Source organism: Arthrospira sp. PCC 9901, from assembly GCF_059013425.1.
Genome location: NZ_CP102296.1, coordinates 324,548 through 344,992, shown reverse-complemented (window position 1 = coordinate 344,992; position 20,445 = coordinate 324,548). Strand labels below are relative to the sequence as shown.

Sequence of the window (20,445 nt, the reverse complement as noted above, 5' to 3'; positions counted from 1 at the left end):
AAATGGTACAAGTAGGAAAAATCAAATGGTTTGGTGGTTTTAATGCTAAAAGAGGAGTTGAAAATAACTATGGTTTTATTGAACGACAAGGTGAACCTGATTTATATGTCCACAGAAGTCAAGTCAAATGTGAATGTAGTAATTTAGTTGAGGGGAAACTTGTCAAATTTGGTTTGGGCTTCCATAACCATCGAGAACAAGCTAAAAATTTAGAATTACTTAAATTATCAGAAGAGACTGATCCCAATGTACTCGAAGCTTGTTTTGAGCATCAAGACCCAGAAATATGGCAGCCGATTATTAATCAATACTTATCTACAGTATCAGCCGATAAAATCACAGGTAAAGTTATCAAAAAAATTAACAGTCTCAATCATAAGCAGCAATTAATTTTGATAGAATTGCTCTCCCCAGAGTTGTTGTTTTCTCCAGAGTTAAGAAGTTTTAGAGATTCTTTGCCTACAGATAAACATCTACAGCTATGTCAAAAAATACTTCCTGCTGATGTTAATGCACAAATATCCGAAGAATTGAGAGAAGAAATTATTTATATTTTTGACTCTGCAAGTCATACAATTGATCTAGAATTAGCTGAAAGCATTAGACATTTTATTCCCGATCATCCTTATTTAAAAAAACAATTAGCAAGAGAGTATCTGAATAAATTGGGAATTAAATATTTGTATCACATGACCCATGTTGCCAACTTAAATTCGATTTTAAAAAATGGCTTACTTTCTCACAATCAATCTCATGAGGGGGGATTCATACAAACAGATATTTCTATGGAAGAAGCTCAAGAGTGGAGAAAGGAATGGCATGGTTATGTTCCCTTTTATTTTAATCCTAGAAATACCATGCTCTATAAAAGACGGGAGCTTCAGAATCAGATTGTCATGCTGGCCATCGATCCGATGTTAATTTTAGAAGAAGGAACATGGTTTTCTGATGGAAATGTGGCAGCGGTTGCTACAAATGTTTATAATGACATCGCTATGCTAGAACAGTTACCTTGGGAAATTATAAAAGCATCTTCATGGAATTATGAAGATTTGGCAAGAAAACAAAGGTGTAAAAGAATTATGTGTGCAGAGATGTTAGTACCTAACCGAGTAAATGTGCAAAGCATTCTTAAAATCTTCTGTAGCTCGCAGCTTCAAATCTCAACAGTTCGACAGCTTATCCCTGATGGTGTTAACATATCAGTAGAAGTCAAGAGTTCTCTATATTTTTGAGAGTTGCAGATGATTAAGTACACAGATACAACAGTGTTTAACGTGGAATCACAAACTATTGTCAATACAGTTAATTGTGTAGGGGTGATGGGAGCAGGTTTGGCTTTAGAATTTCAACTTCGCTATCCGGATATGTATGAAGACTATCTCAAGCGATGTAAGCAAAAACAAGTTAGGGTCGATCGTCCTTACATCTATCGAGGTTATGGATCGCCTTGGATTATGAATTTTGCAACCAAAAATCATTGGAAGTATCCTTCACAACTAGAATGGATAGAACAAGGATTAACTTACTTTGTTAACAATTATGAAAGAGCCAAAATTGAATCAATTGCATTTCCGAAGCTGGGTTGTGATAGAGGGGGGTTAAATTGGAATGATGTTCGAGAAGTTATGGAAAAATATTTAAGTGATCTTGACATAGATGTTTACATTTGTTTAGATCGAGAGTCCCATGCTAGTGGAATAGAAGGTTTGATGGTTGAGATGCTGAATAACAAAAATAATCAGTTCTGGGTTTCTCAGTTAAAAATTCGCAGCAATATTGTCGATAAAATAAATTATGCTTTGCCAATCAAACGTTTTCGGCAGTTGCAAAAAATTCCTGGAGTCGGCAAAAAAACTTATGAATGTATTTTTAAGTTATTGTACTCAAAATCTCAATCTGAGACGACTAAGAACCTACACTATGACAGACGTTCACCTGATGGAGACAGTGAAATAAAACCTACGCAACTACAATTTCCATTTTAATCACAGCAAATTCTTTTCTTGTTAGGACTGGGCTGATTGTAACACTTTCTATTCTATTGTCTATCAGGGGTTTGGCTGTTTCGATCTTTCCATCACCCCATTTCTACCCCATCCCCATGGTAAATAGACTACTATAGTCAACCACCCACAGGCGATCGCCACCTAAAATATAAATGGGCCTATCAAATTTGGCATTTCTTCTGGAAACTGTCAGCAGACCCAAGGAAGACCGGGAGAGGGAGTCAATTGCTCTCAGCGTGGAAATTAAGGGCGATCGCTGCTACCACAAAACTGGTCATTTCTTGGGTCTCCCCCTGAGTATATTTAAATTCTGGTGGGGAAACTGACGCAGCATGATAATTATGGAAGGGGGTACTTCCAGCAAGGGTTATACTGAAAGGGTTGGGTATTTCTGAACATCTCCAATCAAACGGGCCCCCCCAAGTGGCGGCGATCGCCCCTGTAAATGGCTTCTACACTGACATTAGAGGCAATTGCTCAATTAAATTTTTCTAAATTTGCGTAAATTTAGTGGTTGTCCCTGATAGGTAGATAGATGATCAGCCCACCGGATGGCCATCTCTAACTGAGGATCACTGAAATGGGAGGATCACGTTTAGAAAAGTTTACAGTCAAAAAGTAGATTTGTGTTTAATAATAAGGAGATAACATTAGGCGTTTAAGCATTAAGTTCAAAATCGCAAAAGTGCCTCACTGTAAGGGTTATAGATTCTACTGACCCACATTTTGTAGCACCCTTTTTTAGAACTTTCGCCGCAGGAGGGGCGATTTTAGATTTTAGTAGTCAAAGGAGATGCGATCGCGCTTCCTTTCATGCTTTGTATTTTCAGCAATATACAGTTAAGTTTTACTAAGTTTCACGATTGAGATATGGTTAATTCTACAGCCCCAAATATAATAGCTCTACAGGTAATTAGAGAGGCAGTTTGGCATTTAGCAAATTGGGCACAAGCCAAATGGCCCCCCAATTTTAATGTCCCAGAAGAGAATCCGGCGATCGCTAGAGCAAAACAATTGTTATCTTGGACAGAGACTAGCCAGATTCAACCCTTACACCTTTTGTTTGATGCGGTGAATCTATCACAGCCACAATCTCATCAGCATTATGTACCCGCTATCGCCATTGAGGATAGCAACCCTACAATTCCTTATCCTACAAATGAACCAGTTCAAGCCGAACAAATTAATTTTTTGCAACAAAAAATTAGAGAAACTATCGCTAATTTAAGGCTAGAAGATTGGGAAAACTTGTCACTATTAACCTTGCTTTTAGAAAAGTTTGGCTCCTGTTTATCATTAGGATTTGAAAATGTAGCTTTTTATGATTTGGTCAAATCAACTGCGGCGATCGCCGCGATTTTATCAAATGATTATCAAGCATCAAAGATTAGCTTAATAGCGGGTGATTTGTCTGGAATTCAAGACTTTATCTATACCATTTCATCTGACGGAGCCTTGAAATCACTAAGAGCTAGAAGTTTTTATCTGGAATTAGTGACGGAAGAAGTAGCCCAACAACTGCTAAATAAATTAAATATACCTCGGACTAATATTATTTATGTTGGCGGCGGCAATTTATATTTATTAGCTCCAGAACAGAATAATAATGAAAATTTAGTTGAACCCATACGAGATGCTTTCAATGAATGGCTGATTGATGAATTTCAAGGCAAAGTATTTTTAAGTCTGGGAACTCAAAATTTTGATATCGAGGAAATTGGAACGGCTAAATTTGCCCAACAATGGGCAACCATTACTCAAAACTTAGCTCTCCAAAAAGCTCGCAAATTCGATCATCATTTGGATAATTTCTTAGCGATTCAGGAAACCTATGAACCTTGTCGGGTTTGCCATCGAGATGATGAGGAAAACTTAAAACCGCTTAACCATCAAGAAGCCGATTCAGTTTTAGCTTGTCCGACTTGTCGGCAGATGTTTCGCCTAGGAAGTGAACTTTTTAGGGTAGATGCGATCGTGCGATCGCCGGTTCGCGATAGTATTGCCAAAGCCTTAGATAGCTTGCAGATTAAGTTACCAGGACAGAGTATATATTATCACTTATTTCGGGGAAAGCAGCAAGTTAAAAATTTAGAAGAATCGGAAACTGTTTTTTTGGTAAATAATTGGAAAGTTGCCGACTATCAAAATGGCAACTCAGTTTCTTTATTACTCGGCAACTATGCTCAAAATAGTCAGGAAGAATATGGAACAATGACAGCCAATGAAATGGCAGATCTGGCTAAAAAAGACGGTTGTATTCCCAGAGTTGGTTATTTGCGAATGGATGTAGACAAATTAGGGCAGATTTTTGCCAAAGGTTTAGGAAATGATCAAACCTTACCTCGGTTAGCTGGATTATCGCGCCAAATGAGTTATTTTTTTAAAGTTTATTTGAATAGTCTGGCTCAATTTCGTCAGGAAAATTTACATAATACAGTGTTTCAGAGACTAACTGGAGAACGCCAAAATTTAGTATTTATTTATGCTGGAGGAGATGATTTATTTGTGAGTGGCGCATGGCATGAAGTTGTGGAATTTGCTTTTGATGTTTATCAATGTTTTCGCGCTTATACTGGGCATCACCCAGACATCAGCCTTTCTGGCGGTATTAGCTTATCAGTTGCTAAATTTCCTCTCTACCAAGCAGCAGAGGAATCTGGACAAGCAGAAGATCAAGCTAAAGCAAATGGTCGGGACAGCTTGGGATTATTTGGGAGTGTATTTAAATGGGATGAGTGGTTGGGAACTGAATTAAAAAATTTGCCAAATATGCCACGGAGTCCGCATAATTTCCTCAAACCGAAGGAATTGCAAACTTATCTTGCTAACGAAATATCACCGAGTCTTTGGGGAGTGTTGCCATTTGTTAAACAATTGCATCCATCCCTAGAAATAAACTATTCTCGAAGTTTTATAAGGAATCTATTGGCAACAGCAGAACTTCAGGATAAAATGATAAAAGAAGCTGCCAGCAAACCCCAGGAGTATCAGTGGGATGTCCGTTACTTCCTGCACCTGCCCAAAATTGCTTATACTTTAGCCAGGCTACCAGATCATGTTCGTAATCATCCTAATTTTGAACCAATTCGTACTTCTCTGAAAAACCCCTATAATGCTCCCTACTTTCGAGCGATCGCCACCTGGCTAGAGATGCTTAACCGTTCTTCAATTAACAGTGAATAAAACCCCGCCCGCATTCTCAGTCAGACCCTGCTCATATAAAAACCGGAAATTCTTATGACTTCCAATCAACCGAGACGCAATTCAACACCTCAATCAGCATCGTCCCCAACTCCGGACAGAGAGATGATTAAAGCTATTCACAAGCTGAACCAGGACAAGAAAAATGGGACTCTCAAAGATTACCCAATTCGAGATCTGGTTAAACACGCTGAGATGTTCGGGCCTTATCTCAAAAACCGGAGGTTAGAGACCAATCAGATCCGCAAGTTTTTGGATGCTATTAATCGTTTGAAAGCCAAACTGGCTCAAACTGAAGAAAATCAGAATCAGCTTTTTGCCGAAATTGAACCGGAAATTGTACTTCTCAAACCAAAATTAGCTTATGCAGCAGCCAGACAAGAGGCAGCCAAACCTTTGAGTGATGTTATGTCTGCTGCTATCGATCATGTACATTCTTTAGAAGATTTTGAACGCTTAGTTCAATTGATCGAGTCCATTATTGCTTATCATAAAGCCGAAGGAGGAAAATAATGACAGTTATTGAAAGACCTCAAACCCCCCTAGTTGGAAAGTTAAAAATTACCGGAACTTTGATTGTTGAAACCGGACTGCATATCGGTGGTGGCGGAGAAACATTGGAAATTGGAGGACTGGATAAACCTGTAATTCGCGATCCGGTGAGTCAATATCCATATTTGCCTGGTTCTTCGATTAAAGGTAAACTTCGATCAATTTTAGAAAGATGGCTTAATAAACCTTTAAATCGAGGGGGAGGAAGCGGAACATACCGTTATGAAAGTGATGATATAGAGAGTGGCTATACAGAGATTCAAGCGGATCAGTATGTTGAATATGAAGGTGCAAAAACCTGTCAAGTTAGCCGTCTCTTTGGCTCCACTGGTGGTTCTAAGTGTTGGATTCCTACTGATATTGCTCAGTCACAGGAATTAGGTGGTCAGGGAAATAAAACCATTAATGGTGTATCTCATACGAAGATTAAAGGCAGAAATTGTCCGGCTCGCTTGATTGTTCGGGATTGCCATTTAACTCCTGAATCAGCCGAGCAACTTCGTAACATTGACACTGGGTTGTATATGACCGAGTGGAAGTTTGAGAATGGATTAGATCGGGTGACAGCAGCGGCTAACCCCAGACAATTAGAGCGAGTGCCAGCCGGAGCAAAATTTACTTTTGAAATGGTCTATACTGTTGAGGATGAAAATCAGGCGATTGAAGATGTAAAAAACTTGGCGATCGCTCTGTCAATTTTAGAAGATGATGCCTTGGGAGGACATGGTTCTAGGGGTTACGGAAAAGTGAGATTTGAGAACTTTAATTTTGATTACCGTGATGCCAAACAATACGAAAATATTGCCAGTGGTGGCGGTACTTCTATTAACTTCCCATCCCTCAAAAATACGGCTGAATTTTTAAGCAGATTTAGCGAAATTCAATCTCAGTTACCAGGCAGTTAAACCTAAATTATGAGCAACTACAAGCTAGTTAGCCTCAATTTCGGACAACACTCTACCCATTTTGGTGAAGTCGGAATTGGAGTTGAAGAAACGAGCGAACGAGTGCGTTCTGATACATTATTTAGCGCGCTAATTATTGCCTATGCTCGGTTATTTGGAAAAGATGCTGTTGAAGATTTACTAAAATCTTTTGACTCATCGCCTCCTTTTCGGGTCAGCTCAACATTTATTTACTCTGAGAATGGTCAAAAAAGGATTGACTACCTACCAAAACCGCTCAAATTTCCGCGCGGGTATCCGGTGGGGAATGACTTGGAATTTACCAAGACTTACAAAAAAATTCACTACTTACCTCTGGATATTTGGCAACGCTGGTATCAAGGTAGTGGTTTTACGGTAACCGATCGCACCGAATTGATTGATTATACTAACCAGGCTAACAGTTCTGGTAATCTTAAAAATTCGGGAATTTTCGACTATAGCCAAGCCTATCAAATCCATAAAACTCCCAAAGTGGCGATCGACCGAACAACTCGGGCGACCAATTTCTACCATACTGGTTTTGTGCAATTTAATAAGTCCTGTGGATTGTACTTTTTAATAGATTTGGTTAAAGTAGATAAAGACCTAGAAAATAGACTTTTTGCCGCCTTAAATTTATTGGGGGATGAAGGCTTAGGCGGTGAGCGTTCCAGTGGCGCAGGACAGTTTAAACCCACTTGGTCAGATCTATCTGATACATGGCAAAACTTGCTTAACTGTCCTCAATCAACCGACTACAGTTTAATCAGTTTGCTTTGGGAAAATCCGATTTCGGATACACTCCATAATGATAGAGCTAGTTATGGAATACTGGAACGAGGGGGATGGATTTCCTCTCCCTTTTCTGGGCGACAACTGCGACGTAAAAAAGTGCGGATGTTTGTGGAAGGCTCGGTATTTCCGGTGCGTACTGACGGACAATTAGCGGATGTAACTCCCTACGAATTTCAAAAATTGCATAAAGTGTATCGGAGTGGAATTGGTTTTAGCTTGCCTATTATCCTATAACAACAAGAGTCATGGTTTCAGCTTTCAATATTTCCAAGCCTCAAGTTTATGAAACTAGAACAATTCAGTTATCGAGTCCGCTTTTACACATTGGCTCTGCGGTCTCTCGGCTCAACCCATTTGAATATGTTCAAACCAGTCAAAGAGTCTATCTTCCAGAGCAAGAAGCTCTGGCTAGAGAATTGTCAAATCGAGGCAAATTGCAGGATTATATCAGTGCGATAGAGCATCGACAAGAAATTCTCAGTATTCTGAGATCAACTTTTGGTGAAAATTGGCAAGATGCTAAAGATGTTTTGGGAAATCCTATTTTTCCACCAGGAGCAATTGATAGGAAATGGACTGATGAAAAAGTAACTGATTTACGGCCCATGATTCGTAATGGATTCGGACAGCTTTACATTCCCGGCAGCTCAATTAAAGGTGCCATTAGAACAGCGATCGCTTATTACTTACTCAAAAATGCTGAGAAGTACGGAGTTCCTAATTCTAACCGAGTGAGTGCGATCGAGGAACGACTGAGGCAGCAGTTAGATAATAACCACTTGCAAAAACAACAAAAGTGGGCAGACGATCAGCTATTCATGGATAGTTTATTTGCGGATTTCTCATTAAATTATCAGGGAAAATCAATGGCAGCGGCTACCGGGCCGAATACTGATATTATGCGAGCTGTTCAAGTCACTGATTCTCAACCTCTAATAGAAAGGAAAGTGACGATGAAAAATCACAAAATAGTTACTTTTAACATTCCCGTTGTAGCTGAAATTCTGGTTTCTAGTCACTTTGATAATGATAATGCTAAATACAGAGCTTCTATTTATGCAGAAGTTGTCAGAAATGTTAAAACCCAGTTTACTTTGTCCTTAGATACGGAAATGTTATCCTGGTTTCAACACAAAAGAGGCATGAAAATTCCTTTTAAATCCGTTGATGAATTGCTGAATATTTGCCAAAGTTTTGCTAAAGAACAGTGGGATGGAGAACATGATTACTGGATGATGGTCAAAAACAAACAGCATCAAGGTAAAAATCTTGATTTTGCAGCAATTAGAGATTTTTATGAACCAGAACAATGCCCTTATCATTTGCGAATAGGTTGGGCTAGTGGGATGACCGGAACCACGGTAGGATGGCTATTTGCAGATGATTTGAGATCCCAAATTAGAGATACTTGTGGGATAAGAGCTCCCCAATTTGAAGCTCCCAAATCTCGTCGTACTGTGGTCGATCCTAATGGCAATATTAAATATGTCCCGGGGTGGGTAAAGTTTCGAGGATAATTAATGCTGATTCGTTCAACTTGGACATTGACTGTTTGTGAACCGATGACACTTCCTAGGTCTTACGGCTTGGAGTTGGTCAAACAACTTCATCATCAATTGGGGTTAGGAATTGGTCTCAATATGATCCCCGACACCAGCTTTTCTAGCATCATGGGACGGTGCTTGGGGGCTGGAGATTTCATTACATTTCAACCTGAAGAGTTGTATCAGCTAACCTTTTCTGGTTTGCAAGAAAAAAGTTCTAAAGCGATCGCATCTCTTGATTTATCAGGTGGTTTAGAATTTTTAGGAGTTCAATTTAAAGTTACCGATCGCCAAGATAATATCACAAGTTACGAACAACTTTACACTACCTTAGTAGCTAATGAACCGGAGCCAATTTTTGAGTCTCAACTCAAGTTTACAACTCCCACTTCTTTCGCCCAAAAAGCCATAAAGCTCCCCCTTCCAGTTCCCGGACTGATGTTTCGGAGTTGGCTGCAATCTTGGAATAATTTTGCTCCGATTTATTTGGGTAGTGGAGAATTGATTACTTATTTAGCAAATGCGATCGCTCTTAAACGTCATCGAATTTCTACTCAGCTATGTAGAATTGGGAAAGACTCAGTTAATGGATTTGTTGGTGAAATCACCTTAAAGGCATTGTACAAAACCGACCCCCTACTGGTGAATGTCGCGAATTTGTTGGTTCAATATTCTGAGTTTTCAGGAACTGGAATTAAGACAAGATTGGGAATGGGTCATACAGAAACTTATTCAAGGATTAATTAATTATGAGAACCGCTATCACGAAAATCATTTCTTTTCTGGGATTCAACTCTTACCAAGTTACCAAATATCAACATCCTACCCAGTCAATCTCTTTAACAACCAAATATTACCAAGAGGCTTTGGCTGAATTTTATCAGCCCCAGAAAATATATATTTTCTTGACTCCAACAGTTGAAACAAAATGTCCTGGTAGGGGAGACCAGAAAGAAGACCGCTCAAATTGGCATCAACTTGAAGAAATATTGGCACACAAGTTTCCTGAACTTGAGATTGTCCCAGTCAAAAACATTCCTGAGCGGAATAGTCCAGAAGATATCTGGACAATTTTCAATAAAGTTAATGAATGTTTGGAAGATGGCGATCGCGTCATTTTTGATATTACTCATTCATTTCGCTCTGTGCCAATTGTTGCGCTTTTGGCAGTTAGTTATTTTCGAGTGGTGCGAAATATTACCATTGAAGGTTTGCTTTATGGTGCATTTGAAGCTAAGGAGAATGGCATTACCCCCACCTTTGACCTTTTACCAGTAGTCCGCTTGTTTGACTGGCTTACAGCAACCGATCAGTTTCTGAAAACTGGGAATGGTGAAGACTTGGCGAAATTGTTGCAAGAGGCACAGGGTCATACTCAAGCATTGGGCGATCGCATTTTAGAAATTTCTCAAGGTTTGCAGTTATTGCGTCCCATGGATGTCATGACCGCCGCCGCAGCTTTACCGGAAAGTATTGAACAAGGTAAACCAGACTTAGCACGAGTTGTTCCACCTTTTGAACTATTATTAAATCGTGTGGTGAGTGAGTATGGTCAATTTGCTTTAGCTGAACCGAAAAACTATCAAGTCAATGGCAAAGCTGCATTACAGAAACAGCTTTTTGAGATTGAGTGGTATGCCAAGAAGGGTCTATATGTCCAAGCTATATCACTAGGACGGGAATGGCTACCTTCTCTCCTCTGTTATCATTTTGAACTCGATCCAATGGAGAAACAAGCACGGGAGGAAATGGAAATCCTTTGTTGTGGTGGTAAAGTGGGAGAGCGTGAGTCAATTTACCGCAGTCAATATAAAGAGATTGAACCATCTAAGCGTAAGATGATCAATCAGTTATGGAATAATCCCCCTTGTAAGTTGGCTAATTTACGCAATGATGTTCTTCATTCTGGTTTCCGTAAAGATCCGAAAAGTGTTGAAGAGATCAAACAAACATTACAAAAAATTGTCGAAGACCTGAAAACAATTGCTCAGGTCTGGGGTGTATTTGATGAAGAGTAGAAAAGCCAAATTTTAATAGTTAGCGTGTCATTCATTCCTCCCAACCCAGAGGGAGTCAAATATGCTTCACAAGTAAAAGTTGAGCCAGATCGCCTGTGAAAATCACTAATTGAGAACAATCAACATGAGACTTGCCATTTCGGAAACTTGGCTAACTATCAGTTAGTCACATCGGACAAGCCCCCCAAGGGGGAGCGATCGCCCCTGTAAATGGCTTCTACACTGACATTAGAGGCAATTGCTCAATTAAATTTTTAGATATTTGCGTAAATTTAGTGGTTGTCGCTGATAGGTAGATAGATGATCAGCCCACCGGATGGCCATCTCTAACTGCAATCGGAGGATAACCTTTAGAAAAGTTTACAGTCCCAAGGTAGATTCAAGTAGATTTGTGTTTGATAATAAGGGGATACCATTAAGCCTTTAAGCATTAGGTTTAATAGAGTGAAAGTGCCTCACTGTAAGGGTTATAGATTCTATTGACCCACATTTTGTAGCACCCTTTTTTAGAACTTTTGCCGGGGTGAGGGACGATCGCCTCTGGGTTAAGGTGGCGGCGCGGTGGTGGTGGGATGCGATCGCCAACTGGAAGTCTGGCCATAGACTCACCCAGAACCGATTGACCCGACCACCATGTTTAGACCTTTTTATTGGAACTTTTCCTATGGGCGTTATCTATATCGGCGATCGCAATACTGGCAAAACTTCCCTAGTCCTGGAACTGGCTCATCCCAGCAGCCAGTTCGTCAAAGTCACCGATCCCCTTTACGATCAACTTAAAGCCCTTCTGTGTGACAAGGGAAAAACCAAGGCTACCGATGCCAGCCAGGCTACCCACGATCGCCAACTGGAGATCGAAGTGACCCTGCCCAGCCGACCCAAAAACATCTATACCGAATGGATAGATACACCGGGGGAAATATGGCGCGCGACTTGGAAAAACGACAACCCCGACGAGTGGAGAAAATTTTTGAAAACCGCTCACAGCAGTCAAGGGGTGTGCCTAGTCCTGTCCCCCTACCGGGAAATTATCCGCCAGGGGGATGGCATCATTCAGGAAGACTTTATCACCCGCAAACAATGGATTAAACGATTTGAGCGCTGGGTAAAATTTTTCCGCCAAGACTGTCGCCAAGCCAAACATCTGGTTCTGTGTCTGAACAAAGCCGACCTGATCCGAGGCATCGACCTGAAAGAAGAAGCCCAAAAACTAGCCTACCATCCCGTCAATGCGGAGATGAACTGGATGCAACGCAACAACTACGTTTTCAAAAGGTTTTTCAGTCCCCTACAATCCCACATCGCCGAACTGAACCAATATACCTCCGGTTTATCCGTGAAATGTTTCATCACTAGCATTTACAGCCGGGAACTGGTGGAACTTCCTTGGATTTATCTGGGCACTTATCTTAGTAGTAACCAATAAAGGAGTCAGCTATGGGCAACATTTGCGTAATCGGCCCCAGGGCATCTGGAAAAACCACCTATCTCGCCGGACTCAGCTACTTTTCTGAGTACCGGGGTTCCCGCAGTGAATACAGCATCGAACCCCTGAACGACGAGACTCACAAGCTGGCGGAAGATGCCGACCAGACAATTTGCAACGGGTTAGCGGTTGAACCGACTGTGCTAGGCGATCGCATCAGAAGTGTGGATGACCTTCCCGACTACTCCTTTAAAATCGAAGTCAAACAGAGATTCCTCAGACCCCGAATCGATATCCAACTGACCGTTCGCGACTACCCCGGCGAAGTGTTCGATAAAATTCTCCACTCTTCCCCAGACCCGATTATGGAAGAATTTATCGACGAATGTTTTAGGGCTGACGTGGATGGTTGTTTGCTGTTGTTTACCGAGTGGGAAAGCAGCCGAGATCGTTTTTATAGCCAATTGATCAAGCAATTTTTAAAAATTATGGACGAACACGATCGCCTAAATAACTATCGCCTAGCCGTAGCCATGAGTAAATGCGAACGGGGGGAAATTTGGCCGGGAAGATTGGACCCGGAAACCGACCTATTTGGCATTTACTTGAAAAAAACCCTCAAAACCCTCAAAAAATCCGTTCCCCCCAAAAACTTGCAGTTTTACGCCATGTCAACCTTCGGCGTGTCGGGACGGTATGACCCTCGCCCCAACCGGGCGGATGCTCGGGGAACTAACGGACGAGTCTCGATTTTACGAGAACCGAACCGGTGGCAACCTTACAATTTAGTTGAACCGTTGTGTTGGTTAAGTACCGGCCAAATCTGAACTTTAAGAGTGAGTCGATCATGCTATTTGACAACCAAACCAACTCGACATCATTATCCGTCAAAACCTTGGGCGGAGATTCCGTGGTGCGAATTATCGGCGATCGCAGTTCCGGGAAAACCACTTATTTGGCATCCCTGGCTTACTGGCCCAACGCCAGCCCCGATAATCCCGTGCAAACCGTCTCCCCCGTCGGCGAAGACAGCGAGGAACTGGTAAACAAAGCCAGAGACATCCTAGAACAGGGATTATTACTGGAACCCACCAACCTCCACGATATCGACGCGGTGAAGGATTACACCCTCAGCATCACCCTCAAAGATCGCTTTTCCTGGTTGCGGGGGTCGGGAAAGATGGTGCAAATCAACGTCAGTTGTAAGGATTACAGCGGCGAGTTTTTCCGGGATTTGGTGCATAAAAGTGGCGATCCGATGCTGGATGATTACCTCGACGATTGCTGTTTGGCGACCGGGTTAATGGTACTCGTCGATGGAACCGCTCACCGCAAGGATAAGGACTATTGCGCGGGGATCGAAAAACTGTTGGTGGAACTCGATCGCGCTGAGTTGAAGAACCAACATCGACGGATTGCCTTTGTGTTGACTAAGTGCGAACAGTCCGAGTTGTGGGTGAACCGCCACGAACCGAAAAAGTTGGCAAACATGAGATTTCCCAAACTCTCGGCCCAACTGCAAAGCTATTCCAAACTAAACCGCGTGGGGGTGGAGTATTTCACTACTTCCGCCTTTGGGATTTTGGGGAAACAGTACCCCGAACCCAACTCGAAACGGTTGAAGCGATCGTGTGATGGGACAACTTCCGTGATTAAAAAACCGAGAGTCTGGCGGCCCTTTGGTTTAGTCGCCCCCATTTACTGGCTTTGTACCGGAAAACGCCACCCGGAACTCGATCGCGACTAATGCGATATTCCCGATGTCCTCATTTGCAATCTTTTCACAGCCATGACGATGATCTACATTCACGAATTTAGTACCGGAATTGAAGTGAAACGAACTTCCGATGGCGGGTGGGAATCGGGGGGATTTACCGGACAGTACATGAATTGTACCCGTGAAATTCCCCCGGAGATATTAAATGCCATTTCCAATCGCGAATTTTCCTTGTCCGAAGGGGGCCTCCAAGATCATCCGGCGATGGTGGGGCGACAAGTCGGGGGATATTCCGTGGTAGCCGTCGTCAGCCGGGGACGGGACGATCGCGGGCGGGGCCTATCGCTATACCGCTATTTTTGGTGTGAGGGAAAGGACTATATCGAAGCAATTTTGCGAACGATGATTTCGCGATCGTCGAATAAAGTTTATCCTCCCGTCTTCGATCCCTATTACCAACCCCCGTCAACCGGATACCCTTTAAACCCGGATTCACAGCCTGTTTCATTAGATAAATTGGCAGAATATTTAGACTCATCGCCACCCATCGTTATTCCCCATGAACAACCCTGTACGCATTTGATATTAAACGAGATAGCGAAAGAGATAGCGAAACGACAAGGCCAGGACTATTCTTGGGCTTATAAGGTAGCGGCCTTAGAAAATCCCTGGTATTTCCAAGTAATTTATCCCGCCAGTTCCGAAGCGGAAAACAATTTCAAGGAAGTTTTAGCCCGTCGTCCCCGTGATTCCGTATTTATCTCTGGGGAAGCGGGGATTAAAACCGCGATCAAAGCCATCATAAAAGGTCGCGTCAAACCCGAACACATAAACAGCTTGGAAATCGCTTTAGCCCATCCCCAAATCGATGCTCAATTTTGGAACACACTCTTAGATGGTCTAGGAGCATCCAAAGCCTACAAAGACAAAATATACTCCGAACCGATGGTTAGGCTGTTGACCTTAAAAGCCCTACTGATACCGAAATTCTTGCCCGACTTTTTGATTTGGATACAAACCGCCCCCAAGCCGGATGACTGTTGGGAATCTTGCCGGAAATTGCAGGCATCGATTGTCACAGAGTACAAAAAGAAGAGCGGCGGCTTGCCATGTCTGACTCGAAATGTTAAGGACGGAATTTATAGTCTTCTCTCGCGCTTAATCACCAAACCAAAATCCTCCCCATCCGACAGCACAATTAAACATAAACTCCGTGGTTTAGTGCATTCCAAATTTGATATACCACAACTTGTTAAAGCGACTAAATTATTACTCACCCAAAAGGATGGGTTTTGGTCGCAGGTTTACCGCGTGTCTTTCACCAAAGATTTGGCAGATGCTCTCCCCAAAATACCAGATTTATCGGAACCAGGAGTCATCAAAGATTACCCAGAAGAACAGCAGAAATTCTTAACAAATTTACAGCCTTTTTGGAGATATCCCGGCAAAACTGACAAGAACTATTTATCCTTAGCTCAATTCTTTGAAGAAGTGGAGGAGCCACATTTCGCCGCCATTTTTTATCAAATCTCAACGGGTGAGGTTCCTGCAAATATATTTTACAGCCTATCTCGAAAGGGCAATGTTAAAAAAGGAACATTGTTCGAGATGACGCTAATTCGCAAAAAGGGATGGCGCGACCATATCCATTCTGCTTTAGATGCAGGGATTTATTTTGTCACAGAAAATTTAATATTGATTATAAGAGGGATGGTAATAGGTTTATTATTAGGTACAATAGGATTAACAACAATATTGTTAATAAGTAGTTGGCGGACATCTCGGTATGACAAGGCTTTGCAGGCAAGTATGGAAGAGAAAATAGCCACAAAGGATGAATCAAAATCTGCACAGGCATCAACAACAGACACGAATAACCCAGAGACTTTGACGGAAATTAGTTATGACAATAAAGGACGTTTTCGCAGAACAGATGAGGCAATCAAGGCAATGATTACTAATTTAACTGATGACATAAATAAACTACCACCAAACACTCTAAATAGCATAGGTATTCCCGAGAATGTACAGGATAATAACGAGTATATAGTTTTATTTTGTGTCAAAAGAAGATTAGATCTAGCCCCAAGCTTTCAATATGGAGAAATCGGTAAATCTAACGAAAGATGGCAAGAATTTAGTGACGCAATTAAGGATTATCAGACATTCAACAAGGCAGATACTCCTGATGGCGTGATTGATAAAGATGGTCAAACACAAAGATGGTTGGAGGAAGATATCAGAAATCAATGCTTCAAACCATATCAAGGTCAAAATCAAGGTCAAAGTTAATGATTTTACAGACAGGATGCCTGTGCGATGGGGTTCGATTGGTTAACGGAAACAGTACATTATGACACTCTCTGTTTATATGCTTGATTCTCCATTTAATTTGGATAAAAATGAGATTAAAAAGGCGGTCAAAGCTATCATGAATTTCCGCACACAACCGGAATACATAAACAGCTTGGAAATCGCTTTATTTCATCCCCAAATGGATGCTCAATCTTGGAACAAACTCTTAGATAGTCGAGGAGCATCCAAAGCCTACCAAGACAAAATATACTCCGAACCGATGGTTAGGCTGTTGACCTTAAAAGCCCTACTGATACCGAAATTCTTGCCGGAATTTTTGATTTGGATGCAAACCGCCCCCAAGCCGGATGACTGTTGGGAATTTTGCCGGAAATTGCAGGCATCGATTGTCACAGAGTACGAAAAGAATATCCACGGCTTGCAATGTCTGACTCGAAATGTTAAGGACGGAATTTATAGTCTTCTCTCGCGCTTAATCACCAAACCAAAATTCTCCCCATCCGACAGCACAATTAAACATAAACTCCGTGGTTTAGTGCATTACAAATTTGATATACCACAACTTGTTAAAGCGACTAAATTATTACTCACCCAAAAGGATGGGTTTTGGTCGCAGGTTTACCGCGTGTCTTTCACCAAAGATTTGGTATATGCTCTCACCCAAATACCAGATTTATCGGAACCAGGAGTCATCAAAGATTACCCAGAAGAAAAGCATAACTTCTTAACAAATTTACAGCCTTTTTGGAGATATCCCGGCAAAACTGACAAGAACTATTTATCCTTAGCTCAATTCTTTGAAGAAGTGGAGGAGCCACATTTCGCCGCCATTTTTTATCAAATCTCAACGGGTAACGTTCCTCCAAATATATTTAGCCAAGTATTTCCCAGAAGACATATTAAACAAGGCAACCTGTTTGAGATGATGCTAATTCGCAAAAAGGGATTGCTCGACCATATCCATTCTGCTTTATATGGGGATACTTATTTGGTCACAGACAATTTAAGATTGATTATAAGAAGGATGGTAATAGGTTTATTATTAGGTACAATAGTATTAACAACAATATTGTTAATAAGTAGTTGGTGGACATCTCGGTATGACAAGGCTTTGCAGGCAAGTATGGAAGAGAAAATAGCCACTCTAAATAAGCCAGAGACTTTGACGGAAATTAGTTATGACAATCAAGGACGTTTTCACAGAACAAATGAGGCAATCAAGGCAATGATTACTAATTTAACTGATGACATAAATCAACTAGAAACTGACGATAAAAATAGAATAGGTATTCCCGAGAATGCACACAATGATAAAATGTATATAGTTTTATTTTGTGTCAAAAGAAGATTAGATCTAGCCCCAAGCTTTCAATATGGAGAAATCGGTAAATATAACGAAAGATGGCAAGAATTTAGTGACGCAATTAAGGAATATCAGAAATCCAAAGGAGCAAATACTCCTGATGGCGTGATTGATAAAGATGGTCAAACACAAACACGGTTGGAGGAAGATATCAGAAATCAATGCTTAAACCCACATGGAGGCTAAAATATGTTAATGATGTTACAGACAGGATGCCTGTGCTATGGGGTTCGATTGGTTAACGGAAAGGGTGCATTATGAGACTCTATTTCTATATACTGGCTGGTCTAATATCTGCTTTGCTGGGGTGGAATATCGCCCAGGTGTTCCTTAGCGATTTCGGCTGGCTGCAAGGGTTTCCGGAAATTGTCTTGTTTCCCTGCATGGCGATTTCCCTGGCAATTGGCAGCGTCACCAACGAGATTTTTATCAGTAACCCCACCCGTCCTAAACTGAGTGTACGGATGCTGCGAGTTCCGCTGATGTTGGCGTTTATGGTGGGACTGATAGCGGGGGGAATAGCGGGGGGTATTTCCCAAATTCTGTTCGACCCTAGCCTGGCAATTCCGCCGGTGATAATTCGGGTGTTTGGTTGGTTGGTGGTGGGAGGTTCAGTGGGTTTGGCTGAGGGGTTGAGTTGGCGGTTTCATAGCCTGGAGGCGGGAAACCCCAAACGCTTTTACCTGCGCCTATTTATCAGTATTTTGGCGGCGAGTATTGCCAGTCTCATCGCGGCGGGTATTTTTGAGCTGATGCGTTTGCTAAGGCTGATGCCAGCGGCTTTTAAACCCTACGAAGACCCGTTGGGCTTTGCAGTGTTGGGGTTGTGTTTGGGTGTGGCATTTGCCATCACGAATGCTTCCCCCACTTACCTGCCGGCTTTGAGGGCGGGAAGCGGATTTGAGTACCAGGAAGAAGAGTACCAAGATATTTCTGTTTTGGATGAGGACAGCGAAGATGATGATCCGAAAATCAATTCCTCGATGCTGCGATTTATTACTTATCGATCGCACGACGAATTTGATGATGAAAAAATCGAAGAAGGGATGTCAATCGAACTACCCAGGCGGGGCATGATTCGGATCGGTTCTTCTGTAAAATCAGAAAACAAAGCGGATATTTATCTGCCCCATCTGCTCCCGTACCTGGCAAATATTAAAATCGAAGGAAACCGGGCTTTTTTAACGCCCCATAAGAGACAATTCCTGAAAATTGCGATTAACGGAACCAAGCTGAGATCTCGACGTAAAGTTTCACTAAAACACAACTATGTTATTACATTCTATACCGAACCATCCGAAAGTTTTAAAGTCCCGAAATTCTACCGGTTTGTATTTTATAATCGCTTTTTCGATCCGATGGCTTAGTGGTAGTGCGATCGCATTGATGATCGCGTCCCCAGTTTTCGGAAAAACGGCGGAAATTGTGGGTCGTCCGAGGATAAACAATGACAATGTTACCCTGCGCCTGCAAGTCAGGGATGGGAGAGGTCGTCCGGTCATGCAATTGCAGGAGTCGGATTTTCAAGTGATTACAGATGATGAACCCGTCGGGATCAAATCTTGGCAAAGTCCCCAAGAAAGCACCCCTCCTCCGGCTTGGATTGTGGTTTTAGTTGACTTGAGTGGGAGTATGAACGAACTCGATACAAGTGGAAAGCGAAGAATAGATGGTGCCCTGGACGCGACGCGACGATTTTTAGAACAAATGAGCGATCGCGGTGGTGATACGAAGGTGGCGATCGTTCCGTTTGGGGAAGGTGGCAGAAACTGTCCGGGTTTCGAGGTGACACAGCGGGGGATTGACTCCAGATTTTTCCCGGCGAATGATATCAAACAAACCAACTTTCTGGATTATCTGGCCGCGCAAACACTTTGTGCAGCTACGGATATTTACAGTCCGTTGTCAGAAGCGATCCGAGTCCTGGGAAATCGGCAAGATCCACGGTTTTACGTTCCGGAAGATTCGGGTAGACCGGAACCTCGGCTATCGGTGATTCTCCTCTCGGACGGCTTCCACAATCAACCGAACGAACAACAAGATTTCGATAATTTAATTACCTTACTGGAGAGAAATAATAACATTATTGTTCACACTCTCGGCTATGGCTTAACCCCCCAACAGGTGGGGCAAAAATATAACTTGGGACGAGCGGCTACTCGAGCTGATGCTGATAAAAATCCCCAAGTTGCAAGGGAGTTTGTCGATAAAGAACGCCTGCAGACCATTGCGGAAACAACAGGAGGAATTGCGGAATTTTCGGGAAACGCCAATGACATTGCCAGGAACTTGCAACTTTTCCTAGATTCCCTGTTGGGAGAATACGAGATTGTTTTCCAGCAACCGAACGCGGAACGGGGAACGCAACACGAAGTTTTGGTACAAGTGACGGTTAATAATCAGCAAATCAAGACGCAACCGAAAACTTACACGATGATGGTTTTTGGGCGATCGCTTCCCCAGAAAACACGCTTAATTATGACTGGTATCCTCTTATTGGTGCTGATTTTGGGAGGGGTTATCCCTTTCTTGAGCTGGAGCAATTATATGAAAAGAGAGGCGGAGCATGATTTTTGAT

17 protein-coding genes are annotated in these 20,445 nt (G+C 42.0%); all 17 read left to right on the top strand.

What is annotated here, in order from left to right:
• Nucleotides 1-2: 2 nt before the first annotated feature.
• The 17 genes from NLZ44_RS01710 to NLZ44_RS01630 all read left to right on the top strand — a co-directional run bounded on the left by NLZ44_RS01710 (nucleotide 3) and on the right by NLZ44_RS01630 (nucleotide 20,444).
• On the top strand, nucleotides 3-1,235 hold the full coding sequence (locus NLZ44_RS01710) for a DarT ssDNA thymidine ADP-ribosyltransferase family protein (protein WP_439516995.1): 1,233 nt from the start codon (nucleotides 3-5) through the stop codon (nucleotides 1,233-1,235).
• A 9-nt stretch (nucleotides 1,236-1,244) separates the two neighbouring features.
• On the top strand, nucleotides 1,245-1,988 hold the full coding sequence (locus tag NLZ44_RS01705) for a macro domain-containing protein (protein ID WP_111891150.1): 744 nt from the start codon (nucleotides 1,245-1,247) through the stop codon (nucleotides 1,986-1,988).
• A gap of 173 nt (nucleotides 1,989-2,161) precedes the next feature.
• Entirely contained in the window at nucleotides 2,162-2,335 is a 174-nt protein-coding gene (locus NLZ44_RS01700; protein ID WP_006624604.1) for a hypothetical protein, read from the top strand.
• A gap of 544 nt (nucleotides 2,336-2,879) precedes the next feature.
• On the top strand, nucleotides 2,880-5,192 hold the full coding sequence (gene cas10 / locus NLZ44_RS01695; RefSeq protein ID WP_273247323.1) for a type III-A CRISPR-associated protein Cas10/Csm1: 2,313 nt from the start codon (nucleotides 2,880-2,882) through the stop codon (nucleotides 5,190-5,192).
• 54 nt (nucleotides 5,193-5,246) lie between these two features.
• Complete coding sequence (gene csm2 / locus NLZ44_RS01690; RefSeq protein WP_228116368.1) at nucleotides 5,247-5,723, top strand: type III-A CRISPR-associated protein Csm2; 477 nt, start codon at nucleotides 5,247-5,249, stop codon at nucleotides 5,721-5,723.
• Nucleotides 5,723-6,667, top strand: a complete 945-nt coding sequence (gene csm3, locus NLZ44_RS01685) for a type III-A CRISPR-associated RAMP protein Csm3 (protein WP_046320904.1) — start codon at nucleotides 5,723-5,725, stop codon at nucleotides 6,665-6,667. Before csm2 ends, csm3 begins: the two co-directional genes overlap by 1 nt.
• Nucleotides 6,668-6,676: 9 nt before the next feature.
• Nucleotides 6,677-7,717 carry a type III-A CRISPR-associated RAMP protein Csm4 gene (gene csm4, locus NLZ44_RS01680; protein WP_006624609.1) on the top strand — a complete coding sequence of 347 codons (1,041 nt, stop codon included), beginning with the start codon at nucleotides 6,677-6,679 and terminating at the stop codon, nucleotides 7,715-7,717.
• A gap of 11 nt (nucleotides 7,718-7,728) precedes the next feature.
• Nucleotides 7,729-9,000 (top strand): type III-A CRISPR-associated RAMP protein Csm5, encoded by a 1,272-nt coding sequence (gene csm5 / locus NLZ44_RS01675; protein ID WP_008051096.1) that lies wholly within the window; start codon nucleotides 7,729-7,731, stop codon nucleotides 8,998-9,000.
• 3 nt (nucleotides 9,001-9,003) lie between these two features.
• On the top strand, nucleotides 9,004-9,774 hold the full coding sequence (gene cas6 / locus NLZ44_RS01670; RefSeq protein WP_006670428.1) for a CRISPR system precrRNA processing endoribonuclease RAMP protein Cas6: 771 nt from the start codon (nucleotides 9,004-9,006) through the stop codon (nucleotides 9,772-9,774).
• A gap of 2 nt (nucleotides 9,775-9,776) precedes the next feature.
• Complete coding sequence (csx2, locus tag NLZ44_RS01665) at nucleotides 9,777-11,045, top strand: TIGR02221 family CRISPR-associated protein (RefSeq protein WP_006624612.1); 1,269 nt, start codon at nucleotides 9,777-9,779, stop codon at nucleotides 11,043-11,045.
• A gap of 550 nt (nucleotides 11,046-11,595) precedes the next feature.
• Nucleotides 11,596-12,471 carry a GTPase domain-containing protein gene (locus NLZ44_RS01660; protein WP_081593260.1) on the top strand — a complete coding sequence of 292 codons (876 nt, stop codon included), beginning with the start codon at nucleotides 11,596-11,598 and terminating at the stop codon, nucleotides 12,469-12,471.
• Between the two features lie 11 nt (nucleotides 12,472-12,482).
• Nucleotides 12,483-13,298, top strand: coding sequence for a hypothetical protein (locus NLZ44_RS01655; protein ID WP_006624615.1), 816 nt, complete (start codon nucleotides 12,483-12,485; stop codon nucleotides 13,296-13,298).
• A 20-nt stretch (nucleotides 13,299-13,318) separates the two neighbouring features.
• The gene (locus tag NLZ44_RS01650; protein WP_006670430.1) at nucleotides 13,319-14,218 is read left to right on the top strand and encodes a hypothetical protein; all 900 of its coding nucleotides are present in this window, start codon (nucleotides 13,319-13,321) and stop codon (nucleotides 14,216-14,218) included.
• 42 nt (nucleotides 14,219-14,260) lie between these two features.
• Entirely contained in the window at nucleotides 14,261-16,480 is a 2,220-nt protein-coding gene (locus NLZ44_RS01645) for a hypothetical protein (RefSeq protein ID WP_493751675.1), read from the top strand.
• 61 nt (nucleotides 16,481-16,541) lie between these two features.
• Nucleotides 16,542-18,053, top strand: coding sequence for a hypothetical protein (locus tag NLZ44_RS01640; protein ID WP_493751674.1), 1,512 nt, complete (start codon nucleotides 16,542-16,544; stop codon nucleotides 18,051-18,053).
• Nucleotides 18,054-18,124: 71 nt separating this feature from the next.
• On the top strand, nucleotides 18,125-19,234 hold the full coding sequence (locus NLZ44_RS01635; protein WP_493751673.1) for a hypothetical protein: 1,110 nt from the start codon (nucleotides 18,125-18,127) through the stop codon (nucleotides 19,232-19,234).
• Between the two features lie 19 nt (nucleotides 19,235-19,253).
• The gene (locus NLZ44_RS01630) at nucleotides 19,254-20,444 is read left to right on the top strand and encodes a VWA domain-containing protein (RefSeq protein WP_008051085.1); all 1,191 of its coding nucleotides are present in this window, start codon (nucleotides 19,254-19,256) and stop codon (nucleotides 20,442-20,444) included.
• Nucleotide 20,445 lies beyond the last annotated feature (1 nt).

Bases quoted from the DNA above. Each gene is read 5' to 3' on its own strand.
- NLZ44_RS01710 (WP_439516995.1), top strand. From the start codon at position 3: ATGGTACAAGTAGGAAAAATCAAATGGTTTGGTGGTTTTAATGCTAAA.
- NLZ44_RS01705 (WP_111891150.1), top strand. From the start codon at position 1,245: ATGATTAAGTACACAGATACAACAGTGTTTAACGTGGAATCACAAACT.
- NLZ44_RS01700 (WP_006624604.1), top strand. From the start codon at position 2,162: ATGGGCCTATCAAATTTGGCATTTCTTCTGGAAACTGTCAGCAGACCC.
- cas10 (WP_273247323.1), top strand. From the start codon at position 2,880: ATGGTTAATTCTACAGCCCCAAATATAATAGCTCTACAGGTAATTAGA.
- csm2 (WP_228116368.1), top strand. From the start codon at position 5,247: ATGACTTCCAATCAACCGAGACGCAATTCAACACCTCAATCAGCATCG.
- csm3 (WP_046320904.1), top strand. From the start codon at position 5,723: ATGACAGTTATTGAAAGACCTCAAACCCCCCTAGTTGGAAAGTTAAAA.
- csm4 (WP_006624609.1), top strand. From the start codon at position 6,677: ATGAGCAACTACAAGCTAGTTAGCCTCAATTTCGGACAACACTCTACC.
- csm5 (WP_008051096.1), top strand. From the start codon at position 7,729: ATGGTTTCAGCTTTCAATATTTCCAAGCCTCAAGTTTATGAAACTAGA.
- cas6 (WP_006670428.1), top strand. From the start codon at position 9,004: ATGCTGATTCGTTCAACTTGGACATTGACTGTTTGTGAACCGATGACA.
- csx2 (WP_006624612.1), top strand. From the start codon at position 9,777: ATGAGAACCGCTATCACGAAAATCATTTCTTTTCTGGGATTCAACTCT.
- NLZ44_RS01655 (WP_006624615.1), top strand. From the start codon at position 12,483: ATGGGCAACATTTGCGTAATCGGCCCCAGGGCATCTGGAAAAACCACC.
- NLZ44_RS01650 (WP_006670430.1), top strand. From the start codon at position 13,319: ATGCTATTTGACAACCAAACCAACTCGACATCATTATCCGTCAAAACC.
- NLZ44_RS01645 (WP_493751675.1), top strand. From the start codon at position 14,261: ATGACGATGATCTACATTCACGAATTTAGTACCGGAATTGAAGTGAAA.
- NLZ44_RS01640 (WP_493751674.1), top strand. From the start codon at position 16,542: ATGACACTCTCTGTTTATATGCTTGATTCTCCATTTAATTTGGATAAA.
- NLZ44_RS01635 (WP_493751673.1), top strand. From the start codon at position 18,125: ATGAGACTCTATTTCTATATACTGGCTGGTCTAATATCTGCTTTGCTG.
- NLZ44_RS01630 (WP_008051085.1), top strand. From the start codon at position 19,254: ATGATCGCGTCCCCAGTTTTCGGAAAAACGGCGGAAATTGTGGGTCGT.